14 protein-coding genes are annotated in these 15,162 nt (G+C 62.5%); 9 read left to right on the top strand and 5 right to left on the bottom strand.

Annotation, left to right across the window (positions count from 1 at the left end):
• Positions 1-13 precede the first annotated feature (13 nt).
• Positions 14-886 carry an S-methyl-5'-thioadenosine phosphorylase gene (locus ACZ1HH_RS10840; RefSeq protein WP_011539644.1) on the bottom strand — a complete coding sequence of 291 codons (873 nt, stop codon included), beginning with the start codon at positions 884-886 and terminating at the stop codon, positions 14-16.
• Positions 887-988: 102 nt separating this feature from the next.
• Positions 989-2,491: a hypothetical protein gene (locus tag ACZ1HH_RS10835; protein ID WP_472636642.1), complete on the bottom strand. Its 1,503-nt coding sequence runs from the start codon at positions 2,489-2,491 to the stop codon at positions 989-991.
• Between the two features lie 282 nt (positions 2,492-2,773).
• On the opposite strand from ACZ1HH_RS10835, the gene ACZ1HH_RS10830 reads away from it, so the two are divergent.
• Entirely contained in the window at positions 2,774-4,384 is a 1,611-nt protein-coding gene (locus ACZ1HH_RS10830) for a SulP family inorganic anion transporter (RefSeq protein ID WP_011539641.1), read from the top strand.
• 101 nt (positions 4,385-4,485) lie between these two features.
• On the opposite strand, the gene ACZ1HH_RS10825 is transcribed toward ACZ1HH_RS10830, so the two are convergent.
• Both ACZ1HH_RS10825 and ACZ1HH_RS10820 read right to left on the bottom strand, forming a co-directional pair.
• Positions 4,486-5,127 carry a CatB-related O-acetyltransferase gene (locus tag ACZ1HH_RS10825; RefSeq protein ID WP_472636641.1) on the bottom strand — a complete coding sequence of 214 codons (642 nt, stop codon included), beginning with the start codon at positions 5,125-5,127 and terminating at the stop codon, positions 4,486-4,488.
• 1 nt (position 5,128) lies between these two features.
• On the bottom strand, positions 5,129-5,734 hold the full coding sequence (locus tag ACZ1HH_RS10820) for a flavin reductase family protein (RefSeq protein ID WP_472636640.1): 606 nt from the start codon (positions 5,732-5,734) through the stop codon (positions 5,129-5,131).
• Between the two features lie 109 nt (positions 5,735-5,843).
• On the opposite strand from ACZ1HH_RS10820, the gene ACZ1HH_RS10815 reads away from it, so the two are divergent.
• The 5 genes from ACZ1HH_RS10815 (at position 5,844) to rpiB (ending at position 9,286) form a co-directional block, all read left to right on the top strand.
• Positions 5,844-6,344 carry a GNAT family N-acetyltransferase gene (locus ACZ1HH_RS10815; protein ID WP_472636639.1) on the top strand — a complete coding sequence of 167 codons (501 nt, stop codon included), beginning with the start codon at positions 5,844-5,846 and terminating at the stop codon, positions 6,342-6,344.
• Positions 6,345-6,433: 89 nt separating this feature from the next.
• The gene (locus ACZ1HH_RS10810) at positions 6,434-7,210 is read left to right on the top strand and encodes an EcsC family protein (RefSeq protein WP_011539637.1); all 777 of its coding nucleotides are present in this window, start codon (positions 6,434-6,436) and stop codon (positions 7,208-7,210) included.
• A 273-nt stretch (positions 7,211-7,483) separates the two neighbouring features.
• Positions 7,484-7,999 (top strand): DUF1178 family protein, encoded by a 516-nt coding sequence (locus ACZ1HH_RS10805; RefSeq protein WP_472636638.1) that lies wholly within the window; start codon positions 7,484-7,486, stop codon positions 7,997-7,999.
• A 70-nt stretch (positions 8,000-8,069) separates the two neighbouring features.
• On the top strand, positions 8,070-8,711 hold the full coding sequence (locus ACZ1HH_RS10800) for an SDR family oxidoreductase (RefSeq protein ID WP_472636637.1): 642 nt from the start codon (positions 8,070-8,072) through the stop codon (positions 8,709-8,711).
• A 125-nt stretch (positions 8,712-8,836) separates the two neighbouring features.
• The gene (gene rpiB / locus ACZ1HH_RS10795) at positions 8,837-9,286 is read left to right on the top strand and encodes a ribose 5-phosphate isomerase B (RefSeq protein ID WP_416368980.1); all 450 of its coding nucleotides are present in this window, start codon (positions 8,837-8,839) and stop codon (positions 9,284-9,286) included.
• 107 nt (positions 9,287-9,393) lie between these two features.
• Here the strand turns inward: rpiB and ACZ1HH_RS10790 are convergent, their stop codons facing one another.
• Positions 9,394-11,184: a trypsin-like peptidase domain-containing protein gene (locus ACZ1HH_RS10790; RefSeq protein WP_472636636.1), complete on the bottom strand. Its 1,791-nt coding sequence runs from the start codon at positions 11,182-11,184 to the stop codon at positions 9,394-9,396.
• 296 nt (positions 11,185-11,480) lie between these two features.
• Here ACZ1HH_RS10790 and ACZ1HH_RS10785 point away from each other — a divergent pair, with 296 nt between their 5' ends.
• From ACZ1HH_RS10785 to glyS, 3 genes are all read left to right on the top strand, one after another.
• A complete protein-coding gene (locus ACZ1HH_RS10785) occupies positions 11,481-12,431 on the top strand; it encodes a glycine--tRNA ligase subunit alpha (RefSeq protein ID WP_472636635.1) in 951 nt (316 codons plus the stop codon).
• Positions 12,432-12,453: 22 nt separating this feature from the next.
• Entirely contained in the window at positions 12,454-12,981 is a 528-nt protein-coding gene (locus tag ACZ1HH_RS10780; RefSeq protein WP_472636634.1) for a DUF6446 family protein, read from the top strand.
• Positions 12,982-13,058: 77 nt separating this feature from the next.
• Positions 13,059-15,122, top strand: a complete 2,064-nt coding sequence (glyS, locus tag ACZ1HH_RS10775; protein ID WP_472636633.1) for a glycine--tRNA ligase subunit beta — start codon at positions 13,059-13,061, stop codon at positions 15,120-15,122.
• Positions 15,123-15,162: the final 40 nt, after the last annotated feature.

The following is a 15,162-nucleotide window of genomic DNA, read 5'->3' as shown; positions in this document are numbered from 1 at the left end:
AGTGTCATCTGCCTCAGAGCACGCGTCCTGCGACGGCATCCAGCTTGGCCAAAAGCGCCGGGTCCCGTTTTTCGGGCGCGGTCATGATGGCATACTCCAGTGCGCGGTCACAGCCATGGGGGCAGGGCGCGCGCTCTGCGCCGAGACGTGCGGGCAGGCCCTTGATCAAGGCGCGCCCTTTTTCAGAGTTGCCTTTGAGGGTGGCGATGACGGCGGTCACATCCACCTCGCCGTGGTCGGGGTGCCAGCTGTCGTAATCGGTGACCATGGCCACGGAGGCATAGCAGAGCTCGGCCTCACGGGCGAGTTTTGCCTCGGGCATATTGGTCATGCCGATCACATCCGCGCCCCAGTGCTCGCGGTACATTTTGGATTCCGCAAGCGTGGAGAACTGCGGCCCTTCCATCGCCAGATAGGTGCCGCCACGATGCGTGTTGATGCCGGCCGCGCCTGCGGCGGCCTCGACCGCATCGCTCAGACGGGGGCAGGTGGGATGCGCCAGCGCCACATGCGCCACGCAGCCCGAGGAAAAGAAGCTCTTGGCGCGCGCAAACGTGCGGTCGATGAACTGATCCACGATGACAAAATCGCCGGGCGCCATGTGCTCGCGAAAGGAGCCGCAGGCAGAGACGGAGATCACATCCGTGGCCCCGAGACGTTTCAGGGCGTCGATATTGGCCCGGTAGGGCACATCGCTTGGGGCATGCACATGACCCCGGCCATGGCGCGGCAGGAACGCCATTTTGACCCCCTCAAGCCGCCCGGTGAGGATCTGGTCCGAGGGCGTGCCCCAAGGGGTCTCGACGGTGGTCCACGCGGCGCCCTCCAGCCCGTCGATCTCGTAAATGCCGGAGCCGCCGATCACGGCAATCAATGTCTCTGTCATGGGGGTCCCTCCTGCGGGTCTTTTTTGACCTATGGCCGAGCGGGGCGCGGCTTGGCAAGCATGGGATGCCTCCGGCGGAGGTATTTTGAAAAAGATAACGGATCAGTCGCGCCGGATAAGGCCGGTGAGGGCAGCGGCCCCCAGCGCGGTGACGATCCAGCCCAGGGTGGTGAAGACCCAGCGCAGCCACCAGAGGTGATACCCCCAAGGTCCGCGCTCGGTGGAAGGGGCCCAGGCCTCGGTCTGGCCAAATTCGACGATGGGGATCACAACATCAGCGGCATAGGCGAGGGGATGAAAGCTCTCCCAATCCTTGCCAGTGGGAGAGGTCTGGACCCAGTGCTGCGCTGCGTTGGGGTGATCGCTCAGCTCGCGCCACTCCACGCTGCGCAGGATGGGTGCGGAGTTGGGCGCGAAGTCGCCGTGATGCCATGCGCCAACAGCAAAGACCGAACAGAGCGCGATGAGGCCGATCAGCCAACCGAGGCTGCGAAAGGGTTTGCGTCCGTATCCGACAACGCTGCGCAGCAGAAAGTCTGTCATCCGTTCTGTGCCAAGCCGGAGTCTCAGGCCGATCGCAAGACCGAGGACGGGGGAATGTGGGCGTTGAGAGGCAATTTTCTTGTGCAGCTCCTTCTTGCGCTCTGCAGCGAGTTTGGTTGCGAGCGTGTAGAGGACCTCTTGGGCGTCAGCCTCGTGCCCCATGTCATGCAGGGTCTTGGCGAGCTGTTTGTAAGGCTGGGGGAAGAACTCTCCGTTCCAGCGGTCGCCTTTGGCCAGCCAGTCGAGCCGGGTCTTCGAGTCGGTTGATCCAATGATCCGGTCATAGGTGAAGCCATCCAAGATCAGCGCGCCAGTTGGCGGATAGCTGTGGGGATTGTCGACGAGAATAGAGGTTTTGGCATCGCTTAAATCAAGAATGCCCCGGATTTGAGTGATGTTGCTGAGGTAAAGACCGCCGGTGATTTCGGCATCTCGTAGGGTGAGGGCCATTCCTTTTGGTGTGTTGAAAGTCGTACCCTTACAGGACATCTGCCCGCCGACTTTGACGCCGCCGAGGTGAGCAGACCGATTGAGTGTTGTGTTTCGGAGGAAGAGGCCGCCCTTCACTTCAGTTCTTTGCAGGTTGAGGGCCTCGGCCTCTGGCGAGCTAAAGTTTACGGCCTCGCAAGACACCTGCCCACGAAACTCGGTGCCACCGGCCTTCAATCCGGGCAAGGCACAGGTTTTCAGCCGCAGGTCTCCGGCCCATTTTGATCGGGGTGCAAATATGCGGTATTCCAAGCGGCAATCATACAGGATTAGGCTACCGGGGATGATGCAATTGGTAAGATCGAGTGAGCCACTTATGTAAGCGCCACGCATCACGACGCCTTTCGCAGCGGTGTCGCAGCCATCTCCGTTGAGCAGGATCAGGCGCAGCACCTCGGCGCGGATATGGCGGGCCTCTTGCGCTGCGGTCAGGGTTTGCCAGTTCGCGGGTTCCTCGGGGATTTGATCGCGGGGGCCGAGTTCGCAAAACTCGCCTGCCTCGGCGGCGGCTTTGAGTTGTTGCTCTGCCGCGTTTGGGGGCGGGGAAATGTCGTCCCAGCTTTTGAAATGCATGTGGCTGCTCTAAGTTTCCTGCTTCAATACCCGCAGTCTGCGGAGCCTCACACCGACGGGCAAGGGTTAAAGAAGGGTTCACGGCAGACAGCGCTTCTGACCTATTGTTTCGCACGCGAAACATTGGGGCAGGAAGGCTGACGTTTCTCTGGGGTTTTTGCCCACGCATGCGGCAGCGGGCGGGCTTTGAGGCCTTGTTTTTAGGCCTTGGCTTGTGTCACGCGGGCAGAGAGGCTAACAGGCGCTCAAAACAAGCTTCCCGAATTCACAGGTTTTGGTGTCATGACACGCGGCGTATTGGGCCTTTTGGCCAAGAATATCTCTCCTCCCAATCTTTCCATCATGCAGGATGAGGGCTTTACGGTGGCGCGTGTGCGCACCGAGCTGTTGTCCGGGCTGACGGTGGCCCTGGCGCTGGTGCCGGAGGCGGTGGCCTTTGCCTTTGTGGCAGGGGTGCATCCTCTGGTTGGGCTTTATGCGGCCTTTCTGGTGGGGCTGATCACGGCGCTCATCGGGGGGCGTCCGGGCATGATTTCGGGGGCGACCGGCGCGCTGGCAGTGGTGATGGTGGCGCTGGTGGCCGAGCACGGGGTGGAGTATCTCTTTGCCACCGTGGTTCTGATGGGCATCCTGCAGGTCATCGCCGGTGTCATGCATTGGGGCAAGTTCATCCGACTGGTGCCGCATCCGGTGATGCTTGGCTTTGTGAACGGTCTGGCGATCGTGATTTTCCTGGCGCAGCTTACGCAGTTCAAGCAACCCGGCACCGGGGGCGAAGAATGGCTTGCCGGGCCACAGCTTCTGATGATGCTGGGGCTTGTGGTGCTGACCATGGTGATCATCTGGGGCATGCCCAAGCTGACCAAGGTGATCCCGGCGCCGCTGGCGGGGATCGGGATTACAGCGATCATCGTGATCGCCTTTGGTCTTGATGTGCCGCGCGTGGGCGACATGGCGTCCATCGAGGGGGGCTTGCCGAGCTTTCACGTGCCGATGGTGCCGTTCAACATGGAAACGCTGCAGATCATCCTGCCCTATGCGGTCATCCTGGCGGCGATTGGCCTCATCGAGAGCCTTTTGACCCTGAACCTTGTGGGCGAAATCACCGGCAAGCGGGGCGGCGCGAGCCAGGAGTGCATCGCGCAGGGGACATCAAATATTGTCACCGGTTTCTTTGGCGGCATGGGCGGTTGTGCGATGATTGGTCAGTCGATGATCAACGTGAATTCGGGCGGGCGCACGCGGATCGCGGCGATTGCGGCGGCCCTGTTTCTGTTGCTGTTCATCGTGGCGGCCTCGCCGCTGATTGAACAGATCCCGCTGGCAGCGCTCGTGGGCGTGATGTTCATGGTGGTGATCGGGACATTTGCGTGGAACAGCTTCAAGATCATGACCAAGGTACCGCTGACGGATGCCTTTGTGATCGTGCTGGTGACCGTGGTCACAGTGATGACCGACCTTGCGATCGCTGTTGTGGTCGGGGTCATCGTGTCGGCGCTGGCCTACGCGTGGAACAACGCGCGGCGCATTCACGCGATCACCCGCGACAGCGTGAGCGAGAAAGGTGCCAAGGTCTATGAAATCCAGGGGCCGCTGTTCTTTGGCTCGACCGACGGGTTTATCGAGCTTTTTGACGTAGAAAACGATCCCGACGTGGTGATCGTGGACTTTGCTGCCTCGCGGGTTGTGGATCAGTCGGCGCTGCAGGCCATCGAGGCTGTGGCCGGAAAATACGAGGCCGCTGGCAAGGCGCTGCAACTGCGTCACCTGAGCCGCGATTGTCACGAGCTCCTGTCCAAGGCCGGGCATCTGATGGTCGATAGCGACGATGATCCGGAATATGGTCTCGCGGTGGACTACTCGGTCAAAACCGGGGTTCTGGGCGGTCACTAAAGCCCGAACAGAGGTCTCAAAACTGTCGCGGTCCCCAAAGGGACCGCGGCTTTTTTGTAGGCATTTTCAGCTGGGTGCTGGCAGGGCTCGGTCCGGCGCCGTCAGTCGGGGGCGAGCGCTTCGAGCATGTCGAGGTCGCCTGAGGTGATCGCAGGCTCGGCGCGCAGGATCAGATCAGCGGGCCAGTCCCACCATTTCAGCGCCAAAAGCCTGGCGATCTGAGGTTTGGAGAAACGGTGGCGGGCGATATTGGCAGGATTGCCGGTCATGATCGCATAGGGCGGCACGGTGCCGCGCACCACGGCACCCGCGCCGATGATGGCGCCGTCGCCGATCCGCGCGCCGGGCAGGATCAGCGCGTCGTAGCCGATCCAGACATCATTGCCGATCACCGTGTCGCGGGTGTCGGGCTGAAACCCGGCCATCTGCGCGGGATCAAATACCGGAAACGGATAGCAGCTGAGGCCCTCTTGCGCGTGGTTGGCAGAGGCGGTGATGAACTTCACCCCATGCGCAATCTGGCAAAACCGACCGATCTTGAGCTGCTCGCGCGCCCCCGCAAACAGATAGGGTGCGAGGTGGCTGCCCCAGTCGCGCGGTGGGTCGAAATCCGATGCATAGGTGTAGTCCCCGACAATGAAATTCGGGTTCTCCAACACACGCGCCAACAGCACGGTCCCGGCATGCGGAGTCCCGTCCGGCAGCAAAATCGGATGGCGCAGTGTGGGATCTGGCAGCGGCATGTCAGTCGTCCGGGCGCGAGAGGGAGAACAGGTCGCTGACCTTGGCATAGTCACGATAGCCAAGGCGCGAGAGCGGCTGATACCGTGTCACGTCAAAAACCCCATCCACAAGGCAATCATCGCGCAAGTGTACGCCGACCACCTCGCCAAAGGCGACTTTGTTGGCCTCACCGGGAAGATCGACGATCTGGGTAAGACGACATTCCAGCGCGGCAGGCACGCCAGCAACGCGGGCGCAGTCGATGGTTTCGCACGGGACGGCCTCAAGACCGGCATGGGCGAATTCGTCGATGCCCTTGTCAAGTGCGGCAGAGGTTTTGTTCATCGCATCGCGCATGGCGTATTCGACCACATTGACGCAGAACACGCCGGTTTCGCGGATGTTGGCGATGGAATCCTTGGTGCCGTCCTGATCGTCCTTGGTCGAGGTCGAGGCAAACATCACCTGCGGCGGCACATAGGCAACCGCATTGAAAAAAGAATAGGGCGCCAGATTGTTGACGCCCGCGCCGGAGCGGGTGGAGATCCAGCCGATCGGGCGGGGGGTCACAACGGCGTTGAACGGATTGTGGGGCAGGCCGTGGCCATCCTCGGGGCGGTAGAACATTCTATGTCTCCAAGTGTTTGCCCCAGACTTACGCTCGTGCTAGGGCGAAATCCACCCCCGCGTCGCGTTGGCTCTGGTCACAAGGCGCAGCCGTTGGAGCCAAAGACTCGTGATCACCATCGCGCCAGAGACGCCAGAGGATTCCTGGGAAGTCGAAGCCCTTTACGACCTGTGTTTTGCACCGGGGCGGACGGCTTTGTCCTCCTATCGGCTGCGGGATGGGGTGGCGCCGGTGCAGAGGCTCAGCCAGGTTGCACGCGACAGTGATGGTATTCTGGCGGGCGCAATCCGGTTCTGGCCCGTTCATGTGGGCGCGCAGGACGCGCTGTTGTTGGGTCCGGTGGCGGTTCACCCGACGCGACAGGGCGAGGGCATTGGTGCCGCACTTATTCGCGACAGTCTGTGGAAAGCGGAAGACAGCCATTGGCAACGGGTGATCCTTGTGGGGGATGCGCCCTATTATCAGCGATTTGGGTTTGAGCGCTTGGACGGTGTTGAAATGCCGCCGCCTACCAACCCCGAACGTGTCCTGGGACTCGCACTCAACCCGGGGGCCTGGGGGGGCGTGCGCGGGCAGGTGACGCGCTGGAGCGGTGCGGCGCAGGGGTGACAGTCTTCCCGGTTGCGACGGCATAGGTCTTGAAACCAGAGCGCGGACTCCTGATCTCATACAAAGAAGCAACAGAGATGAGGTCATGCATGGGCGAATTGCCGGGTGAGATTCTGGAGCCAAGCGCGCGGAGCCTGTCCCTGCGCGATGTCGATGCGGAGCTTGATGCCATTGCCGTGCGATACCGCGCAGCTGGCAGCTTTGGCATGCGGCTTTTGAATGCGCTGGGCGGTCAGGGCGAGGATTTGATGCGCCGCCTTCCCGCACCCGTGCAGGGCGCGATCGAGGCCGCGGTATTGCAGGCGCTGCACCTGTCGGTGCGCGGCGCCGCGCTCAGTCGCCGCGTGGTGCCGGATCAGCCCGCAAGAACCAATCGTTGGGTCAGCACCACCATGGGGATGGTGGGCGGCGCCGCGGGCCTGCCGGGCGCGCTGGTGGAACTGCCCGCTACAACCACTTTTTTGATGCGCAGCATTCAGGGTGTCGCGCAGGACTATGGCTTTGACCCGAATGCCAAAAGCGTGCGCTTTGACGCGGTCGAGGTGTTTGCCGCCGCAGGCCCCATGGCGCATGATGATGGGGCCGACACCGGGTTCTTGACCCTGCGCCTTGGGCTCTCGGGGGCGAGCCTGTCGCAGTTGATCGCCGTTGTCGCCCCGCGTCTCGCGGTCGCGCTTGGCCCGAAACTTGCAGCGCAGATGGTTCCGGTGCTGGGTGCGGTCGCGGGGGGCAGTGTCAATTACGTCTATTCGGGCTATTATCAGGAAATGGCGCATGTGCATTTTGCGCTGCGTCGTCTCGCGCTGGAGGCAGATACACCCTATCCGCAGATGGTCGAGAGGTTGCAGCAGCGGCTGTTGACTTGAAGGCGTCACTGACGGGGGCGTCACGCGTCATGGGGCGGAACTTCAGGAGAGGCGCGCTGAAATCATGGTAAATGAGCTGTTAACCATTGGCCGATACCCTCAAGACAGCCCTGGTGGATCACGCGTGGCGCGCCGACCCTATTTGGCTGCATCTTTGATCGTGTGCCGGCTGATGGGGCGATGGGACGGTGTGGCAGGCTCCTAACACAACGGCAGCCCTTGCAAACCCCGCTCAACCGTATTTAATCGCGGCTCCCGAGCACGAGACTGGACATGATACGTTACGCACTGAAATGCGCCGAAGGGCATGGCTTTGAGAGCTGGTTTCAATCGGCGGCTGCCTACGAGAAACTGCGCGATGCGGGCATGGTGGCCTGTACGCTTTGTGGCTCCACCGAGGTGGAGAAGGCTTTGATGGCGCCGCGGGTGCGCCCCGGTCGCAAGGCAGCGAGTGCCCCGGCCGGCGAAGCCGTGGCGACGCCGTCCGCCGGAAACGTTCCCTCTCAGAATCTGCCGGCCCAGACCGCGCCTGCGGCGCCTGCGCCCACATCGCTCGCGGCTCCGTCAAACGAGCTGGAAGCGGCGATTGCGGAGCTCAAGAAGCAGGTGGAAGCCAATTCAGATTACGTCGGCAAGGATTTTGTGAAAGAGGCGCGCGACATGCATCTGGGCGATGCGCCCGCGCGCTCTATCCACGGAGAGGCCAAGCCCGAGGAGGCCAAGGCCCTCATCGAAGAGGGGGTGCCGGTGGTGCCGCTGCCCTTTGCGCCCACGCGCAAGACCAACTAGACGCAGGTCTCGCGCTCCAAAAGGAAGGGCGCAGGCCAAATGAGGCAGAGCAGGCAGAAGGAGACCGCCAATGCATGTGGTCGTGACAGGCAGCAGCCGCGGCATCGGGCGCGAGTTGAAGACAAGGCTGGCAGAGCGTGGGGACCGGGTGACGGGCACCTCGCGCGATCATTCCTCGGGCACGCGCCTTGATGTGAGCGATCCGGGCCAGCAGGCGCGCTTTGCGGCACAGATCAAAGGCGACCCTGTGGATCTCCTGATCTGCAACGCGGGGGTTTATCTCGATAAATCCATGGCGCTCAAGGACTATACGGCAGAGGTCTGGGCAAAATCGCTGGCGGTGAACGTCACGGGCGTGTTCCTGACCGTGCAGGCGATGCTGCCCAATCTCAAGCTGGCCGAAGAGCCCAAGATCGCGATCATCTCTTCGCAGATGGCCAGCCACGCGCGCGCGCCGGGAGGCTCCTATGCCTATCGCGCGTCCAAGGCGGCGGCGCTCAATATTGGGCGCAACCTGGCCACCGACCTCAAACCCGAGGGCATTGCCGTGGGGATCTATCATCCCGGATGGGTGCGCACTGATATGGGGGGTCAGGACGGTGACATCACCGTCGAGGAAAGCGCGCTGGGGTTGATCAACGAATTTGACGTGCTGTCGCTGGACACGACGGGATGTTTTCACACCTGGGATGGTCAGGTTCACGCCTACTAGGGCTGCCGGTCGAGAGCGCTGGGTCTTTGCCATCGCGGCAAATCCGGGCTATGTGCGGGGCGAACCCCATCTGAACCACCACCTCCGGCCCGCTGATCCGGCCCGGAAAACGGGATGACCGCATCATGACTGCCAGCAAACGTATCGTTCTTTCCAGTGACCACGCCGCCATCGCGCTGCGCCAAACCATCGCCAAGCACATCGAGGCTCTGGGCTACACGGTGACTGATCTTGGTCCGACCACCCCCGAGAGCACCCATTATCCCAAGCACGGTGAAGCGGCTGCGCGCCATGTGGCTGCGGGCGAGAGCGATCTGGGCATTCTCCTGTGCGGCACCGGTCAGGGCATCATGATGGCCGCCAACAAGGTGAAGGGCATCCGCTGCGGCGTGTGTTCGGATACGTTCTCGGCGCAGATGATCCGCGCGCATAACGACGCCAATATGCTGTCGATCGGCGCGCGCGTCGTGGGCGAGGGGCTGGCGCTTGAGATCGTCGATGCGTTTCTCAAGACCGAGTTCGAGGGCGGCCGCCACGGCACCCGCGTAGATATGATCACCGAGATCGAGGGCTAAGAGCGCCAGACGCTGTCGCGCGGACGCCCCATCGTTCCAATAAAAAAGGGCTCCCGAAGATCACTTCGGGAGCCTTTTGTCTGAGCCAGTCATGGGCGCCGACGGGTTTACTCCCAGCAGCTGACCAGCGTGGTGAGGCCGGTGGCCTCTTTTTGCAGGATCGAGATGGGCAGCTCGCCGGTGGCGGCGGCCTCGGTCGCGGGCAAGCCCACGCCAGCCTGTTCGAGCGCCATGCGGATCACCTCGCCCTTCAGGGCAAAGCGCACGCCCTCGGGCAGGGTGGGGCCATTGGTGGCCTCCGGCAGCAGCATGCCATGCACGGTGCCATCCTTGCCAAGAAGCGGCCCGCCCGCATCACCGGGCTGGGCGGTCAGGTCCAGACGCGCCAGATGGCTTTCGCCCTGCAGCCCCTTGAGATCGCTGAGCGCGCCCCATGTGAGGCTTGGTGCGCCAAGGATTCCGCCGTAGGAGTAGCCCGACACGGCAAGCGCGCTGCGCAGGCGCGGCGTGTTGGCCGCAAGCGGCGCAGTCGCCATCGGGGCCAGTGCCTCGGAAGGTTTCAGCACTGCAATGCCTGCCTCGCTATCGCGCAACAGCACCTCGGCCTTCACATCGCGGTCTACTGTGACGCTGCCGCAGCCGTTCACCACATCGGCGGTGGTCACAACCACACCGTCGCCCGACACAAAGAAACCCGAGTGCGATAGGCGCGGTTTGCGGATCTCCAGCCCCGACACAAGGTCGATGGACTGCGCATCATCCATGCCGGCCGCCGGATCGAGCACGTTCTCCAGACGGGTAAAGCTCTCTTGCATGGCCGAAAGAACACGGGCGCGGCGCGCCTCGTCCCCTGCGGGCCAGACCAGCGTGAAGCCTTTGATCTCGCCATTGTCGAGGCGGGCCTCGGTATAAGAGACGATGTCGCTGTTGCGGCCTTCGAGCGTGAAGCGGTCACCGCTGCGTTCGCGTGGTCCCTCGAGCGGCACAATCTCGAGCGTCTGCATGATGTCATAGAGACCATAGAGCGTGCGGCGGTCGCCGGGCTGCGAAATCAGTAGCACCCGAGCGCCGAGATCTCCGGCCGTGTCAAAATGCGCAAAAGGCGGCTCATAACGGCTGAAGGCCACTTCGCCCAAGGGCAGATCCATGCGGATGCCCGCGCGCTCGTCAGTATAAGACGCCATGCCGGTGGAAATCAGCGGCGCGTTATACTCATCCATCAGGGCCTGGCGCTGGGCAGTGGTCAGAACGCCGGTCGGCTCATAACCGCGTGCCACCTGCCAGTCAGACATGGAGGCGCGCGTGCCGCGGCCAAAGGCACCGTCGATGCCGGAGGTGTAGAACCCTGCCGCCTTCAGCGCGATTTGCAGATCAATGCGTTCTTCGCGTGTGAGGGCGCGTTCGCTCTGGCGCGCTTCGGCGGGGGTCTCATCCACCACGACCACCTCGGGCGTCACCTCAGACGTGGCGTCCTCCGCTGGCTCTGGCGGCGCGGTCTCGGCATCGGAGGTGGTCAGCGGCGCAGGGGCGGTGGTGCCCGTGTCAGCGTCCGCTCCAACGGGGTAAAACCGGCTGCGCAGATTGCTTGAGAAGGTGATGAAGCTGTCGCGCGGGATCTGGCCCTCAGCGCGATAGACCCGCAACACCTGCTCGGCATCGGGGCGAGCATAGGGGCCAATCACGATGCCATACCAGCCGCCGCCCAAGGCATAGCCCGACACATCGGGCAGGCGGGCCGCGAAATTGCGCGCCTCTTCCTGTGCCTGTTGCAGCGACGGGCGCGCGGCCACCTGAATCCAGACGCCTCCGGCACTGGATTGCTGCGCCTGCGAGGCGCCCGATAGCGCACTCAAGCACAGGATCACTGCCCACAACACCGAGGCAAATAGGTTCTTCATTGCTCATCCTCTGTACAACGAAATGAATTTTGTCGCCGCGCAGGTAACCATTTTGCGCCCCAAAAGGAAACGGCGAGATTTCGCACATGGGCCCGGAAATGGCATCTGTTTCTCATCTTCGACACATTGGCGCGAATTTTCCCCCTGTTGGGACGCGTGCGCGGGCTTCTGGCGCACGGGGCCGTTGACCCCGCCGGGGGGCTTGCATAGGAAGACGGTCGAACACTGCACCGTCGGTGCGGGCCTTGAGAGGCACGCATGCGGCGGGCGCGCCGATGCCCTAGAGGGGAAGAGACATGACCCAGACCACAGCCCCGCGTTCGTTTCAGGAGATAATCCTGCGTTTGCAGACCTATTGGGCCTCCAAGGGCTGCGCCATCCTGCAACCTTACGACATGGAAGTGGGTGCGGGCACGTTTCATCCGGCGACCACCCTGCGCTCACTGGGCTCCAAGCCATGGGCCGCGGCCTATGTGCAACCGTCGCGTCGCCCCACGGACGGGCGCTATGGGGAAAACCCCAACCGATTGCAGCATTACTACCAGTATCAGGTGCTGATCAAACCGAGCCCGCCGGATCTGCAGGAGCTCTATCTTGGCTCGCTCGAGGCGATCGGGGTCGACATGGATCTCCATGACATCCGCTTTGTCGAGGATGACTGGGAAAGCCCGACTCTCGGCGCCTGGGGGCTGGGCTGGGAAGTCTGGTGCGATGGCATGGAAGTCTCGCAGTTCACCTATTTCCAGCAGGTTGGCGGCCATGACTGTCACCCGGTTTCGGGCGAGCTGACCTATGGTCTGGAACGTCTGGCGATGTATATCCTCGGCGTGGATCACGTCATGGACATGCCGTTCAACGATCCGCAATCGCCGCAGCCCTTGAGCTATGGCGACATCTTCAAGCAGACCGAAGAAGAATATGCGCGCTGGAACTTTGACGTGGCCAACACCGAGGTGCTGTTGCGCCACTTTGAGGAGGCCGAGGCCGAATGCGCCGCGATCCTCGCGCAAGAGCATATCGACCCCAAGACCGGCAAGCGCATCATCATGGCGCATCCCGCCTATGACCAGTGCATCAAGGCCAGCCATGTGTTCAACCTCTTGGACGCGCGCGGCGTGATCTCCGTGACGGAACGTCAGGCCTATATCGGCCGTGTCCGCGCGCTGGCAAAGCAATGCGCCGATGCCTTTGTGCTGACCGAGGCGGGGGGCCACGCCGAAGAGACCGCAGGCGAAACCGCCGCCTGAGCCGCGCAAAGGAGCATCTGACATGACCGGCAAAATCCTGTCGATCATCCTCATCGTCTCTGGCCTCGTGGCCGGGATCTCGATGTATTATCTGCAAGTCTACGGCTTTTACGACGAGGTTGTCGCAGAGCCCGGTCGCGATGTGGTGCTCATGCCCATCGGTGGCGAGACGCCGCAGGCCATCGCCTACAGCGATTTTCAGGCCATCGACGCGGACAGCTCGCCCATTCGCTACCGCGCCTGTTTTGCAACGCCTCTGAAACCTGCCGAGCTGGCGCAGCTCTATGAGCTTTCCGAGGCGCGCGATCCGCGCAATGCGCCGGAGTGGTTCGACTGCTTTGACGCCGCCGCCATCGGCGCCGCCCTCAAGGACGGGCGCGCGCAGGCGTTTATCTCTGAAAAGAACATCGAATTTGGTGTCGATCGTATCGTGGCTGTCACCGAGGACGGCCGGGGCTACGTCTGGCACGAACTGAACAACTGTGGCGAGAAGGCCTATGACGGCACCATCGTGGGCGAGGAATGCCCCAAGCGGCCGCAAAGCAACTGATCCGGCGCAGCTCTGCCTGTCGCCACATCCCTTTATCGCCGTGAGCGCACGGCAGACCGAACCGTTGAGGACACGTCATGGCTGATCTTCTGATCGAACTTTTCTCCGAGGAAATCCCCGCCCGCATGCAGGCACGCGCGGGCGAAGATTTGAAGAAGCGGATGACCGACGGTCTGGTCGAGGCGGGGCTGACCTATGCCGGGGCTCATGCGCTGACGACGCCGCGCCGCCTGACGCTGGCCATCGAGGGTCTCCTGGATCATTCCCCCACCGTGCGCGAAGAGCGCAAAGGCCCCAAGGTCGGCGCGCCCGAGAAGGCCATCGAGGGCTTTTTGCGCGGTGCGGGGCTGACACGCGACCAGCTTGAGGAACGCGACACCCCCAAAGGTGCGGTCTACTTTGCCACCATCGAAAAGCCGGGCCGCCCGGCGGCCGAGATCATTGCAGAGGTGCTCGAAGACACCATTCGCAATTTCCCTTGGCCCAAGTCGATGCGCTGGGGGGCAGGCGCTTTGCGGTGGGTGCGGCCGTTGCACTCCATCCTGTGCCTTCTGACCCGCGAAGAGGGCAGCGATGTGGTACCGCTGGAGATCGACGGTGTCACATCGGGCGACAGCACCGCGGGTCATCGGTTCATGGCGCCCGCACGCTTTGCCGTGACGGGGTTTGAGGACTACGCGGCCAAGCTCAAACGCGCCTTCGTGGTGCTCGACCCCAAGGAGCGCGAGGCGGCGATCTGGCAGGATGCCACAAATCAGGCCTTTGCCTCGGGTCTTGAGGTCGTCGATGACAAGGGTCTTCTGGCCGAGGTTGCGGGTCTGGTGGAATGGCCGGTGGTTCTGATGGGCTCGATTGATGCGGAGTTCCTCGACCTGCCGCCGGAGGTGCTGCAGACCTCTATGAAAGAGCACCAGAAGTTCTTCTCGGTCAAGAACCCCAAGACCGGGCGGATCGAGAAATTCATCACCGTGGCCAACCGCGAAACCGCAGACAATGGCGCGACCATTCTGGCGGGCAACCAAAAGGTGCTGAGCGCGCGTCTGGCGGATGCGAAGTTCTTCTGGGAGAACGACCTGCGCATCGCGAAATCCGAGGTTGGCATGGAAGGCTGGCTGGAGAGCCATGGCAATGTGACCTTCCACAACAAGCTCGGCACGCAAGCGGCACGGATTGATCGCATCGCAGGATTGGCACGCGAGATTGCCCCCGTTGTTGGCGCGGATGCGGATCTGGCGGAACAGGCGGCGAAACTCGCCAAGGCCGACCTCAGCTCCGAGATGGTTTATGAGTTTCCTGAACTGCAGGGCCTGATGGGGCGCTATTACGCTCAGGCTGCCGGGCTGCCGCAAGAGGTCGCCAATGCCTGTGAGCTGCATTATTCGCCCCTGGGCCCCAGCGATGATGTGCCGACAGAGCCAGTATCGGTCGCCGTGGCGCTCGCGGATAAGATCGACACGCTCACCGGGTTCTGGGCGATTGATGAAAAGCCCACCGGGTCCAAAGACCCCTACGCGCTGCGTCGTGCAGCACTCGGGGTTATTCGGTTGGTGCTCTCGAACGATGTGCGAGTGGGTTTGAAAGAAGTCTTTGCAAAAGCCTATGAGGGCGCGGATGGGTCGGATCTTCTGTCGTTCTTCCACGACCGCCTCAAGGTCTTCCTGCGCGATCAGGGGATTCGCCACGATGTGATCGACGCCTGCATCGCGATGGAGGGCAGTGACGATCTGACACTTTTGGTGAAACGCGCCCGCGCGCTTGAGGATTTTATGAAATCCGAGGATGGCGAGAACCTGCTGCAAGGGTTCAAACGCGCCAACAACATCCTGTCGCAGGCCGAGGAAAAAGATGGCGTCGAATATTCCTTTGGCGCGGACAAGAAATTCGTCGAGGATCCTGCCGAGGCGGCGCTCTTTGAAGCGCTGGCTGCAAACGAGGCAGCGATCTCCACGGCCATCGAGGCCGAGGATTTCGCGGCCGCCATGGGCGGCATGGCCGCATTGCGTGCGCCGGTGGATGCCTTCTTTGAGGCGGTGCAGGTCAATTCCGACAATCAGGTGGTGCGCCGCAACCGGCTCAATCTCCTCAGCCAGATCCGCAAGGTCTGCGGTCAGGTGGCGGACCTGAGCCGCATCGAGGGCTGATCGCGCAGACATATTTTGCACGCTTCGACCCTCGCCAGAT

It is taken from the genome of Epibacterium sp. HA2-3, from assembly GCF_055693725.2.
The sequence above is the reverse complement of the archived record's forward strand: the minus strand, read 5'-3'. Positions and strand labels throughout refer to the sequence as shown.

Bases quoted from the DNA above. Each gene is read 5' to 3' on its own strand.
- ACZ1HH_RS10840 (WP_011539644.1), bottom strand. From the start codon at position 886: ATGACAGAGACATTGATTGCCGTGATCGGCGGCTCCGGCATTTACGAG.
- ACZ1HH_RS10805 (WP_472636638.1), top strand. From the start codon at position 7,484: ATGATACGTTACGCACTGAAATGCGCCGAAGGGCATGGCTTTGAGAGC.
- ACZ1HH_RS10800 (WP_472636637.1), top strand. From the start codon at position 8,070: ATGCATGTGGTCGTGACAGGCAGCAGCCGCGGCATCGGGCGCGAGTTG.
- ACZ1HH_RS10820 (WP_472636640.1), bottom strand. From the start codon at position 5,734: ATGTTCTACCGCCCCGAGGATGGCCACGGCCTGCCCCACAATCCGTTC.
- ACZ1HH_RS10830 (WP_011539641.1), top strand. From the start codon at position 2,774: ATGACACGCGGCGTATTGGGCCTTTTGGCCAAGAATATCTCTCCTCCC.
- rpiB (WP_416368980.1), top strand. From the start codon at position 8,837: ATGACTGCCAGCAAACGTATCGTTCTTTCCAGTGACCACGCCGCCATC.
- ACZ1HH_RS10810 (WP_011539637.1), top strand. From the start codon at position 6,434: ATGGGCGAATTGCCGGGTGAGATTCTGGAGCCAAGCGCGCGGAGCCTG.
- glyS (WP_472636633.1), top strand. From the start codon at position 13,059: ATGGCTGATCTTCTGATCGAACTTTTCTCCGAGGAAATCCCCGCCCGC.
- ACZ1HH_RS10835 (WP_472636642.1), bottom strand. From the start codon at position 2,491: ATGCATTTCAAAAGCTGGGACGACATTTCCCCGCCCCCAAACGCGGCA.
- ACZ1HH_RS10790 (WP_472636636.1), bottom strand. From the start codon at position 11,184: ATGAAGAACCTATTTGCCTCGGTGTTGTGGGCAGTGATCCTGTGCTTG.
- ACZ1HH_RS10780 (WP_472636634.1), top strand. From the start codon at position 12,454: ATGACCGGCAAAATCCTGTCGATCATCCTCATCGTCTCTGGCCTCGTG.
- ACZ1HH_RS10785 (WP_472636635.1), top strand. From the start codon at position 11,481: ATGACCCAGACCACAGCCCCGCGTTCGTTTCAGGAGATAATCCTGCGT.
- ACZ1HH_RS10825 (WP_472636641.1), bottom strand. From the start codon at position 5,127: ATGCCGCTGCCAGATCCCACACTGCGCCATCCGATTTTGCTGCCGGAC.